Genomic DNA, 19,543 nt, shown 5'->3' with positions numbered 1-19,543 from the left:
ATTAATTTTGTAAGTTTTATTGTAACAGTATGACACCTTTTATATGTCGTGACAACTACTACGTTAAAACTTACGAGTTTGTACGAGTTCGTTAGTTTAATATACATTCCATGTGTTTATCATCATCGCCCAGTAAAATGTCATCTCGCCTAAGCTCGTACCTCGTTTTCTATTCTATCATTGCACATAACACTCTATGATGGTACAACCATCATGAAGTATGTACTTTTTAACAGCCTATTTTAAATTGCAACGTCTTGATAACCTACTTCAGTTACTTTTTCATTTAGCAAACGAATCCCTAGCCCATTTTCTGTATCCCATGTACAATTAAATGTAATTCCAATATCCCGACCGTCAAAAATACCTGCATAGGGAACAACAATCCCATCTAAACTTATCATTTCTAATATTTCATTAGTTGTTTCAACTAATGGATAGTTTTCATTTACTTCAATATCATAACCTAGTTCCTGACGCTCTTGTTTGTAATAGTCTAATATTGATTGCAAAAAGCTTTGTTGTAATTGTTCCCAATTTTGCATGAGTGAAGTATATGCTACATATTGTTCTTCATCAAACTTACCATCCTCATCACCTTTTACTATTAGTGCTATCTCGACTTCATTTCCCAAAAAGTTAATGCTAGTATCCTTAGACCACACAAAATCATATTCAAGCTCACCAAAAACCGCATCATTTATTTTCATCTTACTTCTCCTTTTTATTTTTTAGCAAATCCTCCTGGCTCAAACGCCCCTGCGTTTATCTCACCTACTCCACCAAGATGCCCAAATCTTTTATTTATCTCTGTCGGTACAAGTTGCATTATTTTCACATCATTTACTTCATGCCATGTTAATTGATTTTTTGTTCGATATTTGTCTATGTCTTTCGCGGTAACCCCACCAGGTTCCATTCCAAATTGGCGAGCTAGTTCAACTGAGTCATTTAGCTTATCTGCTAACTTTTGGTCTGCTTGAGCAAAATTGTATGTCCTAGCCTTTGTACCATAATTTCCTTTTCCTCCAAGCATATAGTCAATTTCAATTTGAGCCTTTGATACTGGTGAAAAATCAGGAACTCCGTTTTTATATTGAATACCTTTAATGCCAGCTTCATCTAATATACGTTTCAATTTAGGGTCTGGTGGTGGTTTAAGCGTACTTAAAGATTCTCCTCTGATTCCTTCAAATTCAACCTTCGAATTAATTGGTGAAGGTGTCTGATTATACCTTGCTTCATAAGAACTAGCAAAATCAGTTTGTCTAAAAGCAGGTGGAACTTCAGCCTCTCTATTACCCGTACCCTTAACCCCACCACTCTCCAAATTCGAGATCCTACTCTGAATACTCGCCTTTGAGGCATCATGGGCTTCTTGGAATTTCCCGCTATAGTTCGTTCCAGTTCTAGCGACACTTCCATCTGGCAGTATTTCTACACCTTTAACGAATGGGGATACGGAGTCCACACCTTTTGCTACTAGACCTTTAATGAAGTAATCCGCATCATTAATCTTATCTACGGTTTTCCAGCCTTGTATTTTTAAATTTTTTAATAGATTATTTTCCTTAAGCGATTGTACCACATTTTTACCCAAATTTGGATTAAAACCAGGCATTCCTTCTTTGTATTTTAATAATTTCGCTAAATCAGCTAATTCACTCGTGCCTTTGAATGCTTTTACTCCTTTTCCTACTGCTCCAACAACTGGGATTGCATCTAATCCGCCAAAAATGATGTTTCCTACCCTCTCTTCTTGGCTCAATTTCCGGTGTGTTCCCCAGTCTTCTCCGTCGATACCGCTTTTTATTTGTACAGCGCCGTATACTACTGCGGCAGCGGCCCCGAGTGGCGGGCAAAGGATTGTTGTGATGATGATTCCTAGGCCTATTCCTATGTCTCGCACCATTTCTAGTTTTTTCTGTTCATCTTCTATCGATTTGTATTCAAATCCTCGTGTGGATGGGACTACTTTCTTGTATTCTTCATAATTTAGTTTTGCATCTGGATTTTGTTTTTTTAGTTCTTTGTATTCCCCTCTCAGTACGTTATCAAATGCAGGTGAATCTTTAAAAATATCTTCTACAGTTATTTTATCTTTTTTTGTTTTTATTGTTTGCGGTACACTTCCGTATCCCGCGTGCGCATCTGGTAATACTGTCGTTGTTGTAGAGCCAATTCGGTTATTTGTTGTGAAACTGAGAATAGATGTATCTCTCATTTTTTGAGCGAATTTATCCATTTCTACTAAAAAAGGTTTATCTATATGTTCAGAGACTACTCGCCCTGCTTCTCCGCAATATTTTTGTAATGTCGAATAGCTTTCAAGTAATTCCCCGATTTTTTGCGATTGATCTTTTGGGTTAAAATGTATACTACCATCTGAGTCTAAATCTCGTATTCTTCCATCAATTCTTTTTAATAATTCATTTGCGTACCGTAATTTTATGAGTGCATCTTTTGTAATTCGATTCATACCATCTCCCATGTCTTGCCATGGTTCAGGTCTATATTTCACATCCATTTCGTTTTCATCCCCCAGCCGTATGGTGATTTCTACAACTTACTTAATCTTTCACGTAATTGTTCGTCCTTTTCAAGCATTTCTACACATACATTTCCTACAACTTTCGCCGATCTAGAATAGTGTTCAGCCAATTCAAGTGTTTTATGTAATATATCAGGATATTTTTCAATTACTCTCATCGCTTCACCTTTTTGATAAAAATCACAGCTTAGTAAACTCTCAATATTCGTTCCAATGACGTCTACATGGATTGTATATATGTTTTCTAACTTCATTACTATATCAAGTAGTTCTTGAAAATTAACTAATACTTCTTCTCCACCACTAGAACCGCCATCTCCCATTGATACTTGCATTATTCAATACCTCCTAACGAGAATTGTCTCGGGTCAATTAATTTTTTATACGGCATTTTTAACACGTCATACAATTTCTTATTCACCGCATAGAGGCTCACCCAGTCATATCGATTACGATCTACATCTATTTGAACGAAATCTTCTCCTTCAGTGAAATATAAGAAACATTCCCATTTCCCTCCTCTATTACTCCGAGGCCTCGTATACGTTTCCATCGCTATAACGCCTTTATTTGATAAATCTTTTTCCTCAAATGTTTGTTGTTCTGTTTCTGTCATTCTCTTTGAGAAAAATGTATCTTCTATTTCCCTCGGTTCTCTCAACAAGAAAGGGATGCGTGTTAATAATGAAAAATATACGTCTGGCTTTGGTATGTAGTCGATCTCGTATTTTTTATTTGGCTCTACTTCTGTTAATACAGCCACTCGATCTTTATCATGTTTCAAAAAACCAATTAATACATTATTAATTCTCGTGTATTCATGACAATTTTCATATTCCTTTAATAGCTCAATAATTTGAAAAGCTGCAGGGGTAATTCCATTTTCGCTTGTAAGTAAGCCTTTTTCTTTTAAACTCGTAGTTGCTTTCGTGACACATTCTTCATCAAGTAAAATAATTACGTCACGGTTTGGCAATCCAAATATATCCGTAACCCCAGCTGCACCTGCGAGAACATATAATTCAGCAGGTGCAAAATTCATTTCTTTTCCCATTCTTTTATCCCTCATTTCTCCATCACAACTGTTTTATCGCCCTTACTTCCGGTCTATCTCCGTACGTTTGAATACTTTTATCTAACTCTTTCAAAGCTTTCGTATGTCCTTCAAATGCCTCTACCATTTCTGAGTTATATTGAATGATTAAATCTAGATAACTTAAAAAGGCATCTCTCGTTTTTCCATTCCAGTTCGCACATGTAACATATGCTTTTAAGTTTTTCGCTTCGTTTAAAGAATCCTTCATACCATTTTCAATATTTTGCGCGTAAGAAATGGCACTTGCAGTGTTACTTCCTATAATTTCAACCTCTTTACCACTCATGTGGGTTCCCCCATTCTTTATATGTTTAATGGATAAGATTTTCAATTTCCTTTTTCTTTTCTTCAAAAGCCTTGGTCGCTGCATTGTATGCGGACGCTTTCTCCGCTTCTGCTTTCGCTTTATATTCCAAATACTTTGCATAAGCTGTACCTATCGCAGATCCAACATCGCTTAATGCACTTTTAAAATAGGATAATACTGTATTTAAGTCTTCATCCTTTTCATGACGTTTTTGTTCAAATTCAACTGCCGGAATTTTATTAGCTTCTAAGCCATTACTTTTACTCTCATAATCTCTCTTCGCTGATTCAGCATCTTGAATGAATCGTTTTAATTCTCTTTCTTGATCTTTTAAATAATCATGTAATTTATCATACTGGTCTCGTTTCCTCGCGCTTTCTGTAAAACCCGATGCATTTAAAAAAGCATTGTACAATTCATCTAACATCTTTCTCCCCCTTTATTACAATAACTATGTAGTTAAATTCATATATTTAAACATGAATATTCATTACATTGAGAATTTATAAATAATTATTTTTGCATATTGCTATTTTATCAAAGGGATTTTAACATTTCCATATTTTATAAAAAGCTTTCGCATTTTTCTTCAATTAAATAGCAATGAATATTTATCATCTACAAATTATAGTTTTATATAGATTATTGGAATTTAATCCACATTAAGTAAATTAATAACAAATAATCATCATTTACATGTTATAATTACGATGTGTACATTTAGCTGTATTAGCTGTATTAGATGTATATGTGTAATACGTATATTTAATAAAGTTAAATTAAACTGGGGAGGCTTTCTCAAATGGGCAAGAAAACAAGCAAAGCTAAAAAATTTTTGGGATTCGTAATCACCACAGCACTAGCAACTACAATGATGGTAGGCACAGCAAACGCACAAACAACTACGAATAACTATAAAGTAGCTGGCAATGCGAACACTGTATTTACAGATGTACCAAAGGACCACTGGTCAAAAACTGCTATTGATTACTTAGCAGCAGCAGGGATTTATAAGGGATATGGAAATGGAAAATTTGGTTTTGGGGATAATGTTACTAGAGGACAGGTAGCTTCTTTAGTCAATCGACATTTAGGTTTAATAGCAGATGATAAACATGGAAATATGTTTAGTGATATTACAAATCATATGTTTGAAAAGGATATCACAGCCATTGCACAAGCTGGAATTATGACAGGTGATGGATCAGGTACATTTCGTCCAGATGATGTATTAACTCGATATGAAATGGCAGTAATACTACAAAAAGCATTTCATTTAGAATCAAAAGGACAAGAGAAATTTAAAGATGTACCAAAAGGTCATTGGGCCTATGAATCTGTAAATGCAGTGCGTAGTAACCGTATAGCACAAGGTGACGAGTCAGGTAATTTTATTGGAAATACAATTGTAAAGCGTGAGCAGTATGCACAATTTTTATATAATGCAATAGCAAAAAACAGAGATTATAATTTCAACATCAATTCAAAAGAAGAATTGAAACAAATGTTAACAACCGCTTTACAGAATGGGACGTTTGGTCCATTTACATTAAATACATTACGTAAAGATATATCTGAAGTAAAAAAAGAATTTGGAGTGCCTGATGTTTTGAAGCAAGCACCATGTACAGAATGTGATGCACCTACTACAGCGGTATATGGAGATTATAATATTGATATGTACCCTTCGGACGCTAGATATATATGGGTAAAAATGGATATCACTATCAATGAATTAAAAGAGTGGTTTGGTGAGCCAGATGGAATTGGAGAGGATATGACTAGTGAAGGCTTTATATATAATCGAGGAAGCTATTCTCTTTATTTCAGCTTCTCTGATGGTTATATTCAACGCGCTGAAATATCTAAAAGTGAACATCATTAATACGTTACAAGCAATATAAAATATATAAAGCATAAAAAAATCCTTCAAGAACGTGCCTTTTCTTGAGGGATTTTATTTTGTTCCTATCTATTTAACATAATACAAAACTGTAAAACTCCTACTGATTAAAGTTCCACTTTATTTTTCTTAGTGCTCCGCATTCCATTCACTTAAATACGTTGCATATTCTAATTCATCTGGGTCATCATATAACATAGAAATAAACTCTAATTTATTTCCATCACAATCTAGAAAATATACGCTTGCAGCTGGCATCCACCTTTGGACAATTGGTTCTCGATTTCCTTTCCCTTGACTCCCTACTACCTCTATTCCACGCTTCTCTAACCATAATTTGGAAGTCTTTAAAAACTCTAAATCTACACGAAAAGCGAAGTGTTTCGTCTCAAATTCTTCATTTATATGTACTTCCCATAATCCGAGCATTTGCTCTTTACTTTCTCCTACCCAAAAGAACGCAATTCGTCTTTTCGATAGTCTTTTTGCTAATGCTAAACCTAACTTATTTTGATAGAAATCTATTGCCTTTTCTAAATTTCTGATATGTAAATGAGTTTCATATATGCTTTGTATCATTATATATTTCTCCCTCCTTTCTAATTTTTTTAAATATGTTTTGTTTTTATCATACAAATTAATATATTTTTAAACATCCTACTTTTGTATAATTGTTCTTTCCTTCAAATGTATAGGTGTCCAGCTCTATAACTGATGTCCCAATCCTAAAATTCAATACATTAAGCATCCTTAAATTTACATTTTCATGTAGTTAGTTTCTCTCTATACTACCTTCACTAACAAAGATCTCTAGCTAAGCCTTTCATTGTTCAGTAAAAAAACAAGCCATCCAACTCAAATGAATTGGATGGCTATTTGTTATGAGATTACTTCAATTTCCCCTCAAAAACAATTTTTCTACCGCATGGTTCAACTTCTGTTTTGCCGTTTTTCTTCACTTCATGAAAGATTGGTTCTTCCATGCGACGAGACGGTGCATATCCTTCTTGTTCCATACGTGCTAAGCAGTCTGTAATTGTTTCGTTTTCGAGTACTTCAAATTTCTTTTTATTAGGTTGTTTTGTCATGCCCTAACCTACTTTCTATTTTTCTTGATGCGAATTGATTCTTCATGTAGACCATATATACCATTGCGAGAATTCCCATTATAATCATAACCGCAATAAAAAAGCTTGTATACTGTATTTTTTCTATAAATACGCCTCCTAATACAGGTCCCATAATACTTCCTATACTAAAGGCGATTCCGGATAATATATTACCCGCTGGTAGTAAGTGTCTCGGTAATAAATCTGTCATAAATCCAAGCCCTAGTGAGAAGCACGAGCCAATGACCATACCTGCTATAAGCATACATGCAAAGACGATCCAGTAATATTGATCAAATACTGCTGCAAGTAGGAAAATGCCCGTACTTACACTGAACGTCCACGTTAAAATACGGTCTCTCCCGTATTTATCACTTAATATACCGAGCGGGATTTGTGTAATAATGCCCCCAACTGCGAATGCTGGTAATAAGAAGGAAACTTCCGATACAGACCATCCTTTGCGAAGTGCGTATACTGGTAAGTTACTATTTAACATCGCTTCAAGTACGCCGTATGCGAGCGGACCAATTAGCGCAATCCAAGCTAATCCAACGACTTGTTTATAACGAGAAAAGGATGATTTACTTTCAGTTTTTTCCTCATCTTGTGCTGGAAATGCATTTTTCGTTGGTAGTAGTAAAAGCCATCCTATTAAGCAAAGTATAGTAGATACGATAAATGGTGTTGCAAGACCGTACTGAACAGTGCTTGCTAAATACGGGCCAACTGCGAAACCAATTCCGAAGAATACACCGTATATCGATACTTGTCTACCTATTTTACTCGGGTCTGATGTTGTCGTAATCCATGTTTGTGTTCCGACATGAAGCATATGATCTCCGACTCCAACTAGAAATCTAAGAACGAACCATACCCAAAATGAAAAAGTTTGTGTAAAAAAGAATAATGAAATAATAACGAGAAACCCACCAATAACGATAATTGGCTTCATTCCAAACTTTTGCATCGGTTTTTCAAGAAACGGTGAAATAACTAATATCCCGATATATAATGCCGTCGCATGAATACCGTTAATACTTGAACTAACCCCTTCTTGTTCAAAAATCATTGCAATGGCAGGTAAAAGCATCCCTTGTGACAAACCTGAGATTGCTACAATTCCAACCATAATCCAAAAAGTAAAACGCATCGACATCCCTTTCCCTCTCCTTCTCACGCTTTCCACTTTTCATTATAAACTGTTTCTTCAAATGCGTGTACGAATATTCATAATAAAAAAGAAGCTAAAAGAATGAACCTTTTAGCTTCTTATCCTTCCCATACTTGCGCTTTCACATTGTAATGAAAATGCTTAAAATATGGATTTTCATAAAATGAAGGCCCAAATAAAATCGGATGTGTATGGACCATTGATTGCTGCACTTGCAAAGGAACTACAGCTGGTGAAACTTGCATATACATCGGATTTATAATCATTTTTATATATTGATGATCATTATATGGAGAATGATATATTAAAAATGGATTATGCATTGACTCTCTCCCCTTATACATACAAATGCTATAGTATATGCAAGTTTTATATTTCGGGAATTATTTATTGTCTAACCAATCCTCTACATGTTTTATAAATACATCTAAACAATCTATAAACGGTGAGTGTCCGCAATCTTCTAATATCTTCAACTCTGCATTTGGCAAATGTTTTGCTAATTCCTCACCGACTACTTGCGGTACGACGTAATCTCTGTCACCTTGTATGACGAGTGTTGGAGCTTTAATATGATGAATTTGCTTATTTCCCTCTACAACCCCATTATGTTCATCCGAAATATTAAATGTAATGAGCGCATAATTCACATCTACGAAATTACGTTGCGTTAACATATCATCTAAATACTTTTCATAACGATCCGGTTCAGGTTGATTATGTGTATATATTAATAGATTCCATACTGTACGGTAATATAATTTATTCATATTTTTTATCGCATCTAGCACTGGAGCAATTTGTACGGGATCTTGCGCGATTTCTTCTTTCGTCTTTACTAAACTTGATACGATCGGTTGCCCGTTAATATCTTTTTTAAAAATTGGATATCCCTTCATTCCCACTGATTCTACTAAAATCAACTTTTCGACAAATGTTGGATGATTCGCTGTAAATTGCATCGCAACACCACCGCCCATTGACCAGCCCATTAATGAAAATTTCTTCAAATTTAATTTATCTATAAAAAGTTTCACATCTTCTGCAAAGTCTTGTAAAGAATCTATCGCCTTATTATACGTTGATTGTCCAAATCCTCTTAAATCAATTGCGTAAATATGATATTGCTTTTGTAGTTTCTCAATAACTAAATCAAAGTGTTGTGACGATGTCATGTTCCCGTGAATGAGTACAAGAATTTCTGTATTTTGCCTTCCAACTTCCTGATACGCAATCGTTTCTCCGTTCGATAGTGAAACAAACTCCATTGTTGCAGGCTTAATCATCACAAGTTCCCCCATTCTATTTAATAGAAAGAAAATTCTTTACTTACTTAAAGAATAACATATAGAATGTATGTTCTCAACATAAAGCCTATACGAAATTTCCACATAAAACAACATGTCTATTACTAGACAATTATTATAAAAAAGTATATAGTTAGCTAGGTAACTAATTTGAAAGGATCAAAATACATGGACGAAAAACAACATTTTTTCCACATTGTCAGTCAAACTTCTCGTAAGTTTACGAAGAAATTTAATGAACGTGTATCTCCAACAGGATTATTTAGTGCGCAATGGGCTGTTATTTTCCGCATTAATCAAACTGGATCTTGTACCCAAACAGAATTATGTCAATATTTAAATGTTGAATCACCAACGATGACTCGTACGTTAACACGTATGGAAACTATGGGCTGGATTATTCGTACGGAAGGAAAAGATCGCCGTGAGAAGCTCATTTCCTTATCGGAAACAGCAATAGAAATGATTCCAGTATGGCAAGAAGAAGTTGATTCCTTTGAAGAAAAGACGCTAGAAGGTATTAAAGAAGAAGACTTACATGAAGCTTTTCAATTGTTACAACAAATTATCAAAAATTTAGATCATTAATATGGAGGGATGACGATGCAAAGTGAAAAACTTTGGACGAAGGATTTCCTCGGAACTTGTTTTAGTAGTCTGTTTCTCTTTTTAACATTTTACATGCTTATGACTACTCTGCCTGTCTATGTTATAGACAGCCTAAAAGGAAAACCTGAGGAAATTGGTTTAGTTGCAACTGTTTTTCTTATTTCATCTGTTTTATGTAGACCATTCACAGGAAAATGGCTCGATGATTTAGGAAGAAAGAAAATATTATTTATTTCACTTTCACTATTTTTAGCCGCTACTGTTATGTATTTCGGTACGCAAAGTTTATTTTTATTACTTGCCCTTCGCTTCTTACATGGTATTGGATTCGGAATGGCAACAACAGCAACTGGAACAATTGTAACTGATGTAGCACCAGCTCATAGACGCGGCGAAGCACTTGCTTATTACGGCGTATTTATGAGTCTACCGATGGTAATTGGTCCTTTTTTAGGTTTAACAATTATTTCTCATTTTTCATTTACTGTACTATTTATCGTTTGTTCAGTATTTTCATTACTCGCATTTTTATTAGGATTACTAGTCAATATTCCGCATGAAGCACCAGTAAACAAACAAAAACGAGAAAAAATGAAATGGAAAGACTTAATTGAACCATCTTCTATTCCAATCGCTCTGACAGGATTTGTTTTAGCCTTTTCTTATAGTGGCATTTTATCCTTTATTCCTATTTATGCGAAAGAGCTCGGTTTAAGCGAAATTGCAAGTTACTTCTTTATTTTATACGCACTTGTTGTGGTCATTTCTCGTCCATTTACAGGGAAAATATTTGATCGTTTCGGTGAAAATGTACTTATCTATCCCGCTATTATTATTTTCACAATTGGGATGTTCATTTTAAGCCAAGCGCAAACTTCATTTTGGTTCCTTGGCGCAGGTATGTTAATCGGTTTAGGATACGGAACATTAATTCCAAGTTTCCAAACGATTGCAATTTCTGCCGCTCCAAACCATCGACGTGGTTCTGCGACAGCTACTTACTACTCGTTCTTTGATAGTGGCATTGGCTTCGGTTCTTTCATTTTAGGTATAGTCGCTGCCAAATCAAGTTATCATAATATGTATTTTATCGCAGCTATTATCGTTGCGTTCACTTTACTTCTATATTATGGATTACACGGACGAAAACAAAAATTCAAGAAACAAAGTACAGACGGACAAATATCTGCTTAACGTTCATAAGGAAAGTAAACTTACCCGTTTACTTTCCTTATTTTGTATTTATTTTAAGACGAGCGTATACTTATAATAGAAACTAAAGGAGGTACCTATATGAATGTAAAGAAATCTCCCCTGCTATTACTGTTACTAGTATTACTATTCGTAGTTACAGGGCTTGGGTTTACTTTTTTTAAAAATAATAAAACGACCCCCACTAAAGCAAATGTCACAAAAGAAAACTGGTTAGACGATCCTTACTTACGCTGGTCGTATACACATATGAAAGAATTCACTTTAATAAATGAAGTAAAAAACAATCCTGATCAAGTTGCTCCCTTCCCTACCGCGTTACAAAACTTAGACGATTTTGCTGTGGAGCGTAGATTTGGAAATACGACTCCTCTAAAAAAATTTTTAGACGAAAACAAAACAGATGCTTTTGTCGTTGTACATAATGGTCAACTTGTTTATGAGCGATATTTCAATGGATATAACGAGAATGAACCTCATGGAATGGCATCATTAGCAAAGGTGTTTACTGGTGCAATTATACAATCGCTCGCTGAAGAAAATCTTATTGATGTAGAGAAAACAGCTGACACTTACATAAAAGAATTAAAAAATACACCGTTTGGAAAAGCAACACTTCAGCAATTACTGGACATGCAAGTTTCCGCTGAATACCCTACTCACGGATATATGCAGCTAGGACTAGAAAATCAAGATGCACAACTATATTTAGCTAGTAATATTTTACCCCGAGGTAAAAATTACGAGGGGCCTATGAAAATTTATGATATGTTACTAGAAGCAGAAGAAACTGCACCACCTGGTTCAGCTTTTTCTTACAATAACGGATCAACTGAAACACTCGCTTGGATTATCCGAACGATTACAGGGAAATCGTTAGCTGAAAATGTAAGCGAACGAATTTGGTCTCACATTGGTATGGAAGAAAACGCGTATTACGTTACAGATGAAACAAAAGTAGAACAAGCAAGCGCTGGCTTAAATGCAACTGCTAGAGATATGGCGAGGTTCGGACAATTACTATTAAATAATGGTCAATATAGCGGAAAACAAATCGTCCCTTCTTCTATTACAGAAAGTGTGAAAAATGTACAAGAAGGTGAGCTCGCAATTGGTCATGGTGCTTCCATTTCTTATCATAATCAATGGTGGATTCCGCACAATGAACAAGGTGCTTTCGAAGTGTTAGGCAGTTACGGACAAACCCTTTACATCGATCCGAAAGCAAGTATGGTAATCGTCCACTTCTCTTCTAACGCTGCGCCTAGTAATGAAATCCATTCGGTTTATTCCGATATGTATATTGATATTGCACATCATTTGGAGAAGCTTCCACAGTAGTGGAGGCTTTTTTTATTTACCCAAATCCTATTCCAGTTAGTACTTGGTTAGTAGGAGTTGCCGAAAGAATTACTATTTAAGCCACGCCTAAACCCCATTTATATTGATAATATTTTAGTAATTTGAAAACACTAGTGCTTAGGAAAGGAGGGATTACGAATGTCTGTGAAAAAGCTATTAACTGGATTAATCATTTCACTTGCGATGATTGTAGTTATAACTACTTTAGGTTCGCTCCGTGTATTTGCCGAATCCGACGTTGTGAGACAGCCTATTGAGGTTGAATTGAATGATGATTACTTTAATCCGAGTATCATCACAGTTCCGGTTGGGAAAACGACGACGTTGCTATTGAAAAACAAAGGAAATAGAGAACATACCTTTACGGTGAAAAAACTCGGAATTGACGCCGAAGTCCCGTCAGGAAAAGAGATAACAATTACCGTAAAACCTGAAACTCCCGGTACATATGAACTAATATGTCGGTTCCACTACTTGAAAGGAATGGATGGGAAAGTAATAGTCAAATAACAAGCGGTACCGGCCCTTACTTTTTATAAAGTGAAACTTAAATTCGCGGGGGTGTCCCTCCCCCGCAGATTATGAGCTCTCACTAATCAGTTTTTTACTGGTAGCATAAAATCGTTACATTTTCATAGCATATGAAATTTGTGTTTTGATGGTGCTACCCCATGTCCATCAACTTAAGAATTTTATAACACCGCAAAAAGAGAGAATGTACATTTTCTCATTAAGATGCATATTCTCTCTTTTTGGATATATTTGTATTTATTAGCTTGATAGCCATATGTGACCCCTACTACCACGAATAGAACGGTACCTTTTATATATTTTCTGTCGTAATATTAACTCCATATTCTCTATAAAAGTCTAAAATTGCACATGCATTCACACCCAAATCTAATAGATTTTCTGGAAAGTAAATTTTAGAATCCAGAACCACACTATCAGATGTTTGTAGAATATTCTCTGCTTGGACAGCTGCTCCTAAAGCAGTAAGATGTGTCTGTCCTAACGGATCTGATATGTTCACACATCGTCTATGCAATACACCAGTAGCATCATAACCTTTAAGGTGAATAACTATGTTATGTGCACTTCCCCTTCCGGGTTTATAGAGAATATTTTTCCTTAAATTGGCAAATTTTTCTCCGCTAATCATTTTCCAAATCCCTGTATTCACCAGAGAAACCAGTCCATATGTAGAGATTTTACTATCAAAAGCAATACGAAAGTTAGTCGAAACAGCATGAATTGATTCTGGCAGGGTTACGTGATCGGGAGTATCCAAACGATAACATTTGGTTATATAACCGTTGGGAAAGCGGACTTTGACTGGATTAGTCATTGGATAAGCCTGTCGCATTCCCTCTCGAGCTTTGACTTCAAACGGAATAGTTAACCGGTCCATATACGCTGTTGAATTTGGTCCTGCTTTGTCTTGAAGAGAATATAGTGCGTTGATATCAACCGTAACCTCTTGAAGATCTTTTGAATAAATTTTAGAAAAAAGGGCTGCTGTCCCCCCCATCCACCCTGAAGCTAATACAACAGGGGATTGCACCTCAACATTTTTTAATCCATCAATAGAACTCTTAAAGCGTTCAGTCCAACGAGTAATGTCAACCAATGGAATTTTTTTTCGAACTGCAGATAGGAGTAGTCTATCTTGAGGATCATTAACCGCATTAACAACTAATGTGAAATTATCATCCAAATTTCTTAAGGGATCATCTGTTGTGTTGTCTACCTTGACTATTTTTACTCTCTCTGATTCAAAAGGTAACGCTTTCCCTAAGGTTCTTCCTCCTAATCTAATTTCCAAATCAGGATGTCGATCATGTAAAATTCGAGCAATTTGACTACCAACAACTCCATACCCACCAACAATTAATACTGTTTTTTTATTCATCTGAAACCTCCATTTTAATTAGTGTGAGATTATAAGTTTAAATGATTAAAAACTTAAACCTTTCAACATATTATTGCTAAAAAAAGGGACAAAAGGTGTCCCTAAACTATAAATGAGTACCTAGTTCTTACATTCATCTTCAACTAAAGAAACAAGTTCTTTTAAAAGATTTATTGTTTCATTAAATTCAAGACAATAATACATTTCAGTGCCTTTTTTCTGAACTTGAAGTAACCCTGATTGTTTCAATATTTTCAAATGATGAGATACAGTAGGTCTTGACATGGGAATATTCTCCGCAATTTGCGTCACATTCAAGCTATCTTTATCAATTAAAAGTGATACAATTTGCTGACGAGTTGGATCTCCCAACCCTTGAAAACATGGTCTTAAATTTTCTAAAATATGCATTACTTTATCATTACAGTTCATTTCGCTAACATTACCTTCCGTTTAAGAATTTAATCATTTAAACGTATTATAAATTACATTACTATCTAATGCAATAAAGAAGTAGCACCAACTTTAAGTATAAATATAGAAAGTTTCATAAACAGCCATTTTCGATTTTCCAGATTTGTAAGAATGGTGGGTCTTTTTTCTATAACAATTTCCAAATCCATTCCAGCTACAACCAGGGCAAACCCATGAAATTCACGAAGCCTATATCGGATTGTATCAAAAGCTTCCAACTCAAGTGATCCTGCTTTTCCTGTTTATCCTCCTACAGAAAAACGGGCGAAAATCTCATCGATATGAGAAGAAAACAGTCTTTGATATATTAGGTGTCGTTTACAATTGTGCCATGTCTGATAATCAAGCGGCTTAATTCAAAAAAATGAAACCCGTTAGGGTTTATTTCGTATGCAAATCTTTAAGTTCCCTACACGTAGCCTTTAGAAAAAAGAAACAACCTCTACTATAATTGACGTTGTATAAACTTAGCTTGATAGCGATGTGGCGGTACCCCATGGCCATCAAGCTAAGTTTGTTTGAGGAGATGTACGAGACAGGTGTGAATTTAGGGGAATCCAATATTTTCTATTCAAATATGATAGAATAGAAGTATATCCAAAACGGAGGAACAACAAATGAACTCAAACACAAAACAGTTTATTTATGATATCCAGCAAAGAAAAAACAATTATATGGAAAATGTATTAAAGGCAATACAACACCCTAAAAAAGAGCAATCTGAACAGGTCATTCAAAATATAGTAGAGAAGATGGATATGATGATCAGTTTAGTTACTACTTACATGGTTATTGAATCAGAATCTATGAAAGAATTAAAAGAGCTTCAGGAAGAAATTATTCATGCGCAAGCATATATTCAAAAACGAAAATTTGAAGAAACACAGAGATAAAACCCTGTGTTTTTATTTGGTCGTCTATGACGCCAATCTATTATAAATCAAATTAAGGGATTAGGTACACTTACCATATTTTGTTCACTAAAGTCATTTCCCTCCAAACAACTCATTCTATAAGACTCCTTTCTAACTTACATTCTTTCTCTCACTATATGATATAAATCCTATAAATATGCTAGAAGGATAATTCATTATATGAACGAAAATAACATTTTAATAAGTTACGTTTTCTATTCCTAAATTACTAAATAATTATTTATATACGATTCTTTTTTACTAGTTAATAGGTAATGATATAGGGATACTTTGCATGTACATCTAGGTTGTTCCTTTCAGGCTATGTATCATTTTAAATACGCCCTTTATTAGAATAGTGCTCATACTTTTTTTGAGATTCTTTCGTAATACGTGCGTTAAGTAAAATTGCTAACAACAAAAACACTCCATATGTTCCCCCTGTAGCTCCTATGATAACCACACTACTACAAACAAGTACAATTAGTAGGAGCAACGAAACTAAATAAATATGTTCATAGTTCTTTGACATCTTCTCGTATTTTATGCGTTCTTTCCTTGCATCCATCTAAATTCCTCCTTTACATTATCCATTTCACTATCAAATAAATCTCGTCCTTAAAAGGGAAACAATATATCTTTTTAAATAATTAGCTTGTTTTTTTATCAACTAATTTATATAACGTAAAAAGAAATCCTACCAATATTAAGCTTTCCACCATGATAATCCCGACCCTCTCCTTCCGTTTTAACTCCAACACATCAGATAAAAGTAGCAAACAAAAAGGATCCTTCCTTCTTTTAAAGGCTGATCCTTTTCTTCATGCATTCAACTATTCTTGATTAATTAGAATAACAGCTGGTCCATCTACACGAATTCCACCAACTTCGATTTTTTCATAAGGCTCAACTGTAATAGAAATGACCCCTTCCCGCTTCTTTAATTCATTACTTAATTCTTTTGTTAACATTTTTTTCATGTGTGCACTCCTTCTTACTGCTTAATTTATTAGTGTTATGTAAATGAAATTAAAAATGGTTTCCTGGTCTGGAAACCATTTTTTGTAGTTGACCATATGGTGTTACCAGTTCGTTTATCAATTTTACGTAAAGAAGAGATAAACAATTACCTATTCACTGTCTCAGTAGATGTAAGGAACTCTTAAAGAGATAGCGGTGAGATCGATTGTTTTTTCTTCTAGAAATAATGACTTAGATAATATATTACCTAAAACAATGAAAGCCCTACCTCTCTTTCATCCTTACGGATCCTTGTCCGTGCCAGTGTGAATCAGGATTTCAAAAATCAAGTGACTATTTGATCGCGTTATTTGATGAAACTTCGAACGCTCGTAAAAGAAATTTAAAAATAAAAATGGATTAGATTGAAGTAATAACAAAAGAGGTTTCTACTCAAAAAGTGAGTTGAAGAAGTTGAATGTCTTTGAAATGATTTACTTTTAATAATAATCATATTCCCGAAAAATTCAGGATATTTTCGGGGTATGTAATACATTATCTATAATGAATCTTAACAGAAACTTTTTATTTGATTTTCAGTGATCCCTTTAATTAATCCTAGTTCACTAATCAAAAATTCATGTGCGTTATCTAACATTTTTTTTTCGCTTGTATTCAGTGCTTTTTCTTTCTTCATACGTATTAAATCACGTACAACTTCGGCACCTTCTTGTATTTCACCCGTTTTTATTTTGTCCGTGTTCACTTTATACCTTTGTTTCCATGGTAATAATCTATCTGATTCTCCATGCTGAAAAATGTGTATAATGTGTTTTAATGCAAGTATATCAGTAACTGGGCGTATACTCGAACTTAATATTTTCCCCATAGGAATCATGACTTGCATATTACTGATTGACATTTTTATAACATAATACTGTTGCTTTTTTCCTGAGAATTCTTTTTCTTCTATGGCTTCAATTATACCTGCTCCGTGCATTGGATAAACAATGTTATCGCCAATTTGAAACATATAATCCACCTCCATATATGGTAACCTTCTTAACCTTAACATATATGTTGTTTTTTATCAAATATTTTATAATATCATAAAAACATTTTTGTAGTCAACTACTTTTTTTGATGAAAATTAAATTAAGTAAAAAACACCCCCAAAACAATAGGGAGTGTGTCAGATTCCCCATAAAGGGAAGGGGAATTTCCCCGCTTATATTCTGAAATCTCTACTCATTAACATAGATCAGTTTTCCCTTGAAAACGACCAAATCGCTCCCGTATTTTTTTCAATCTTGTGTGGTACTCCATAATCTCAATTCTTGCTTTTTCAGCTAGAGGTGCAATTGGTCGTAAGTCTTTTAAACCCCAATAATCAACCACTACATCAAGTACTTGATGTAATGGTCCATAATTCGCTTCTTTTGCAATCACAGCCATTCTATTTTCAAAATCAGGCATGACAGCACCTGGCATTTTAAAATTTCTAATTATATTGGCAATATGATAGCAATAGTTAAGTTCCAATTCCAAATGTGTTCAAATGACGTCTCGATAAAAAGCATAATGAAGGGTCTCATCTTTGGCAAGGCGGCGTAATAATGTAGCAAGATCTGGATCATGCTTACTTGCAATCTTAGCGACATTATTGTAAAACACCATCGTTGCAAGTTCTTGTAGTTATATAAAATAAAAGGGCCTCCTAGGGTGCAGTGACCCCTGTCAAGTAGACAGTATTAAAAAAGCGCAACTAAGCAACCTGAGTTCTATATTTATATGGACTCAGGTTATTTAATTTCTTTTGAAATCTTTGATGATTATAAAAGTACATATATTTACGCACGGCAAGTTTGACCTCATTCGCTTTATGGAAGGAGTGTAAATGAAAACACTCTGCCTTAAAGTGACTGAAGAAGTTTTCCATACAAGCATTATCCCAACAGTTGCCTCTTCGAGACATACTTGTCTTCATCTGATATTTTTTAAGTAATTGATTATATTGACGAGATGTATACTGGGACCCTTGATCACTATGTAAGAGGATTCCCTTCACATTTCGTTTTTTCTTTGCCTTTTTAAGTGTATCTAACACAAGTTTTAAGTCGTTTCTACGACTGGTTTCATAGGCAACAATTTCATTATTGTATAAATCCTTAATAGCGGATAAGTACAAGCGCTGTCCATTGAAAATCAAATAGGTAATATCGGTTACCCATTTCTCATTCGGTTTTGAAGCTTGAAACTCCCTATTTAGATGGTTCTCTGAAATCACATAAGCTTCTTTTTTTCCGTAATAAGGTCGTTTTTTCCTAATTACGGCTTTGATACCTAGTTCACTCATCAATCTTTGGATGCGTTTATGATTCAAATGAAGGTTATATGTGGCTTTCAGCCACACTTGTATTCTTCTATATCCATAAATTCCTCTTAATTTTTTATGACACTTCAATATCTTTTTCTTAATTTCGATATCCTCTGATTGTTTTTTTGAAGGCGTCGTATGCCGTTTTATCCATTTGTAGTACCCACTTCTGGTTACACCAGCAATATCGCATAGAATGGTCACTGTATAACCTGTTTTTGTCATTTCATGGATGACTTCGAATTTTTTTATTTTGGATACGACTTTCATTCCTCC

The 19,543-nt window shown here is 34.6% G+C and carries 24 protein-coding genes and 1 pseudogene; 6 read left to right on the top strand and 19 right to left on the bottom strand.

From position 1 onward, the window contains the following. Nucleotides 1–242: 242 nt before the first annotated feature. From JFU18_RS27140 to JFU18_RS27115, 6 genes are read right to left on the bottom strand one after another with little or no spacing between them, the layout of a single operon-like run. Nucleotides 243–710, bottom strand: coding sequence for a DUF2004 domain-containing protein (locus JFU18_RS27140; RefSeq protein ID WP_002141600.1), 468 nt, complete (start codon nucleotides 708–710; stop codon nucleotides 243–245). A 14-nt stretch (nucleotides 711–724) separates the two neighbouring features. Then, nucleotides 725–2,527, bottom strand: a complete 1,803-nt coding sequence (locus JFU18_RS27135; RefSeq protein WP_201034081.1) for an HNH endonuclease — start codon at nucleotides 2,525–2,527, stop codon at nucleotides 725–727. Nucleotides 2,528–2,559: 32 nt separating this feature from the next. After that, entirely contained in the window at nucleotides 2,560–2,886 is a 327-nt protein-coding gene (locus tag JFU18_RS27130) for a hypothetical protein (RefSeq protein WP_002013799.1), read from the bottom strand. Next, a complete protein-coding gene (locus JFU18_RS27125; protein WP_002137255.1) occupies nucleotides 2,886–3,605 on the bottom strand; it encodes a DUF5081 family protein in 720 nt (239 codons plus the stop codon). Before JFU18_RS27125 ends, JFU18_RS27130 begins: the two co-directional genes overlap by 1 nt. Nucleotides 3,606–3,627: 22 nt before the next feature. Then, nucleotides 3,628–3,933 carry a WXG100 family type VII secretion target gene (locus JFU18_RS27120; protein WP_016091772.1) on the bottom strand — a complete coding sequence of 102 codons (306 nt, stop codon included), beginning with the start codon at nucleotides 3,931–3,933 and terminating at the stop codon, nucleotides 3,628–3,630. 25 nt (nucleotides 3,934–3,958) lie between these two features. Further along, complete coding sequence (locus JFU18_RS27115; RefSeq protein WP_002033061.1) at nucleotides 3,959–4,381, bottom strand: hypothetical protein; 423 nt, start codon at nucleotides 4,379–4,381, stop codon at nucleotides 3,959–3,961. Nucleotides 4,382–4,756: 375 nt separating this feature from the next. Here JFU18_RS27115 and JFU18_RS27110 point away from each other — a divergent pair, with 375 nt between their 5' ends. Beyond that, nucleotides 4,757–5,839, top strand: a complete 1,083-nt coding sequence (locus JFU18_RS27110; protein ID WP_201034082.1) for an S-layer homology domain-containing protein — start codon at nucleotides 4,757–4,759, stop codon at nucleotides 5,837–5,839. A gap of 147 nt (nucleotides 5,840–5,986) precedes the next feature. Here JFU18_RS27110 and JFU18_RS27105 read toward each other — a convergent pair whose 3' ends face one another. From JFU18_RS27105 to phaZ, 5 genes are all read right to left on the bottom strand, one after another. Beyond that, nucleotides 5,987–6,436: a VOC family protein gene (locus tag JFU18_RS27105; protein ID WP_201050380.1), complete on the bottom strand. Its 450-nt coding sequence runs from the start codon at nucleotides 6,434–6,436 to the stop codon at nucleotides 5,987–5,989. Nucleotides 6,437–6,744: 308 nt separating this feature from the next. After that, a complete protein-coding gene (locus JFU18_RS27100; protein ID WP_000166305.1) occupies nucleotides 6,745–6,945 on the bottom strand; it encodes an NETI motif-containing protein in 201 nt (66 codons plus the stop codon). Continuing rightward, complete coding sequence (locus JFU18_RS27095; protein WP_201034084.1) at nucleotides 6,929–8,125, bottom strand: MFS transporter; 1,197 nt, start codon at nucleotides 8,123–8,125, stop codon at nucleotides 6,929–6,931. Before JFU18_RS27095 ends, JFU18_RS27100 begins: the two co-directional genes overlap by 17 nt. A gap of 113 nt (nucleotides 8,126–8,238) precedes the next feature. Then, nucleotides 8,239–8,463 carry a hypothetical protein gene (locus JFU18_RS27090; RefSeq protein WP_002013808.1) on the bottom strand — a complete coding sequence of 75 codons (225 nt, stop codon included), beginning with the start codon at nucleotides 8,461–8,463 and terminating at the stop codon, nucleotides 8,239–8,241. 60 nt (nucleotides 8,464–8,523) lie between these two features. Next, nucleotides 8,524–9,441 (bottom strand): intracellular short-chain-length polyhydroxyalkanoate depolymerase, encoded by a 918-nt coding sequence (gene phaZ, locus JFU18_RS27085; RefSeq protein ID WP_201031426.1) that lies wholly within the window; start codon nucleotides 9,439–9,441, stop codon nucleotides 8,524–8,526. 174 nt (nucleotides 9,442–9,615) lie between these two features. On the opposite strand from phaZ, the gene JFU18_RS27080 reads away from it, so the two are divergent. The 4 genes from JFU18_RS27080 (at nucleotide 9,616) to JFU18_RS27065 (ending at nucleotide 13,140) form a co-directional block, all read left to right on the top strand. Then, nucleotides 9,616–10,035 (top strand): MarR family winged helix-turn-helix transcriptional regulator, encoded by a 420-nt coding sequence (locus tag JFU18_RS27080; protein ID WP_002013810.1) that lies wholly within the window; start codon nucleotides 9,616–9,618, stop codon nucleotides 10,033–10,035. Between the two features lie 15 nt (nucleotides 10,036–10,050). Next, nucleotides 10,051–11,250, top strand: coding sequence for an MFS transporter (locus JFU18_RS27075; protein WP_002128166.1), 1,200 nt, complete (start codon nucleotides 10,051–10,053; stop codon nucleotides 11,248–11,250). Nucleotides 11,251–11,349: 99 nt separating this feature from the next. Then, on the top strand, nucleotides 11,350–12,609 hold the full coding sequence (locus JFU18_RS27070; protein ID WP_201034085.1) for a serine hydrolase domain-containing protein: 1,260 nt from the start codon (nucleotides 11,350–11,352) through the stop codon (nucleotides 12,607–12,609). A gap of 159 nt (nucleotides 12,610–12,768) precedes the next feature. After that, on the top strand, nucleotides 12,769–13,140 hold the full coding sequence (locus tag JFU18_RS27065; RefSeq protein ID WP_201034086.1) for a cupredoxin domain-containing protein: 372 nt from the start codon (nucleotides 12,769–12,771) through the stop codon (nucleotides 13,138–13,140). A 313-nt stretch (nucleotides 13,141–13,453) separates the two neighbouring features. Here JFU18_RS27065 and JFU18_RS27060 read toward each other — a convergent pair whose 3' ends face one another. The 3 genes from JFU18_RS27060 to JFU18_RS27050 form a co-directional block, all read right to left on the bottom strand. After that, nucleotides 13,454–14,542, bottom strand: a complete 1,089-nt coding sequence (locus JFU18_RS27060) for a saccharopine dehydrogenase NADP-binding domain-containing protein (RefSeq protein WP_201034087.1) — start codon at nucleotides 14,540–14,542, stop codon at nucleotides 13,454–13,456. A 120-nt stretch (nucleotides 14,543–14,662) separates the two neighbouring features. Further along, complete coding sequence (locus JFU18_RS27055; RefSeq protein WP_002013825.1) at nucleotides 14,663–14,974, bottom strand: ArsR/SmtB family transcription factor; 312 nt, start codon at nucleotides 14,972–14,974, stop codon at nucleotides 14,663–14,665. Between the two features lie 65 nt (nucleotides 14,975–15,039). Next, entirely contained in the window at nucleotides 15,040–15,234 is a 195-nt protein-coding gene (locus tag JFU18_RS27050) for a hypothetical protein (RefSeq protein WP_201034088.1), read from the bottom strand. Nucleotides 15,235–15,633: 399 nt separating this feature from the next. Here JFU18_RS27050 and JFU18_RS27045 point away from each other — a divergent pair, with 399 nt between their 5' ends. Next, the gene (locus tag JFU18_RS27045) at nucleotides 15,634–15,909 is read left to right on the top strand and encodes a hypothetical protein (protein WP_002165394.1); all 276 of its coding nucleotides are present in this window, start codon (nucleotides 15,634–15,636) and stop codon (nucleotides 15,907–15,909) included. A gap of 355 nt (nucleotides 15,910–16,264) precedes the next feature. Here JFU18_RS27045 and JFU18_RS27040 read toward each other — a convergent pair whose 3' ends face one another. The 5 genes and pseudogenes from JFU18_RS27040 to JFU18_RS27020 form a co-directional block, all read right to left on the bottom strand. Then, complete coding sequence (locus JFU18_RS27040) at nucleotides 16,265–16,498, bottom strand: hypothetical protein (protein ID WP_002131164.1); 234 nt, start codon at nucleotides 16,496–16,498, stop codon at nucleotides 16,265–16,267. A 265-nt stretch (nucleotides 16,499–16,763) separates the two neighbouring features. Beyond that, on the bottom strand, nucleotides 16,764–16,910 hold the full coding sequence (locus JFU18_RS27035; RefSeq protein WP_000738549.1) for a BC1881 family protein: 147 nt from the start codon (nucleotides 16,908–16,910) through the stop codon (nucleotides 16,764–16,766). A 551-nt stretch (nucleotides 16,911–17,461) separates the two neighbouring features. Further along, nucleotides 17,462–17,923, bottom strand: a complete 462-nt coding sequence (locus tag JFU18_RS27030; RefSeq protein WP_002131165.1) for a CarD family transcriptional regulator — start codon at nucleotides 17,921–17,923, stop codon at nucleotides 17,462–17,464. Nucleotides 17,924–18,141: 218 nt separating this feature from the next. Continuing rightward, nucleotides 18,142–18,585 (bottom strand): annotated as a pseudogene (locus tag JFU18_RS27025) (acyl-ACP desaturase); the annotation flags it as partial. Nucleotides 18,586–18,655: 70 nt separating this feature from the next. Next, on the bottom strand, nucleotides 18,656–19,537 hold the full coding sequence (locus JFU18_RS27020) for an IS3 family transposase (RefSeq protein WP_201033798.1): 882 nt from the start codon (nucleotides 19,535–19,537) through the stop codon (nucleotides 18,656–18,658). Nucleotides 19,538–19,543 lie beyond the last annotated feature (6 nt).

Origin of the sequence: Bacillus sp. TH22 (assembly GCF_016651015.1) — a bacterium.
Classification (GTDB): domain Bacteria; phylum Bacillota; class Bacilli; order Bacillales; family Bacillaceae_G; genus Bacillus_A; species Bacillus_A mycoides.
The sequence above is the reverse complement of the archived record's forward strand: the minus strand, read 5'-3'. Positions and strand labels throughout refer to the sequence as shown.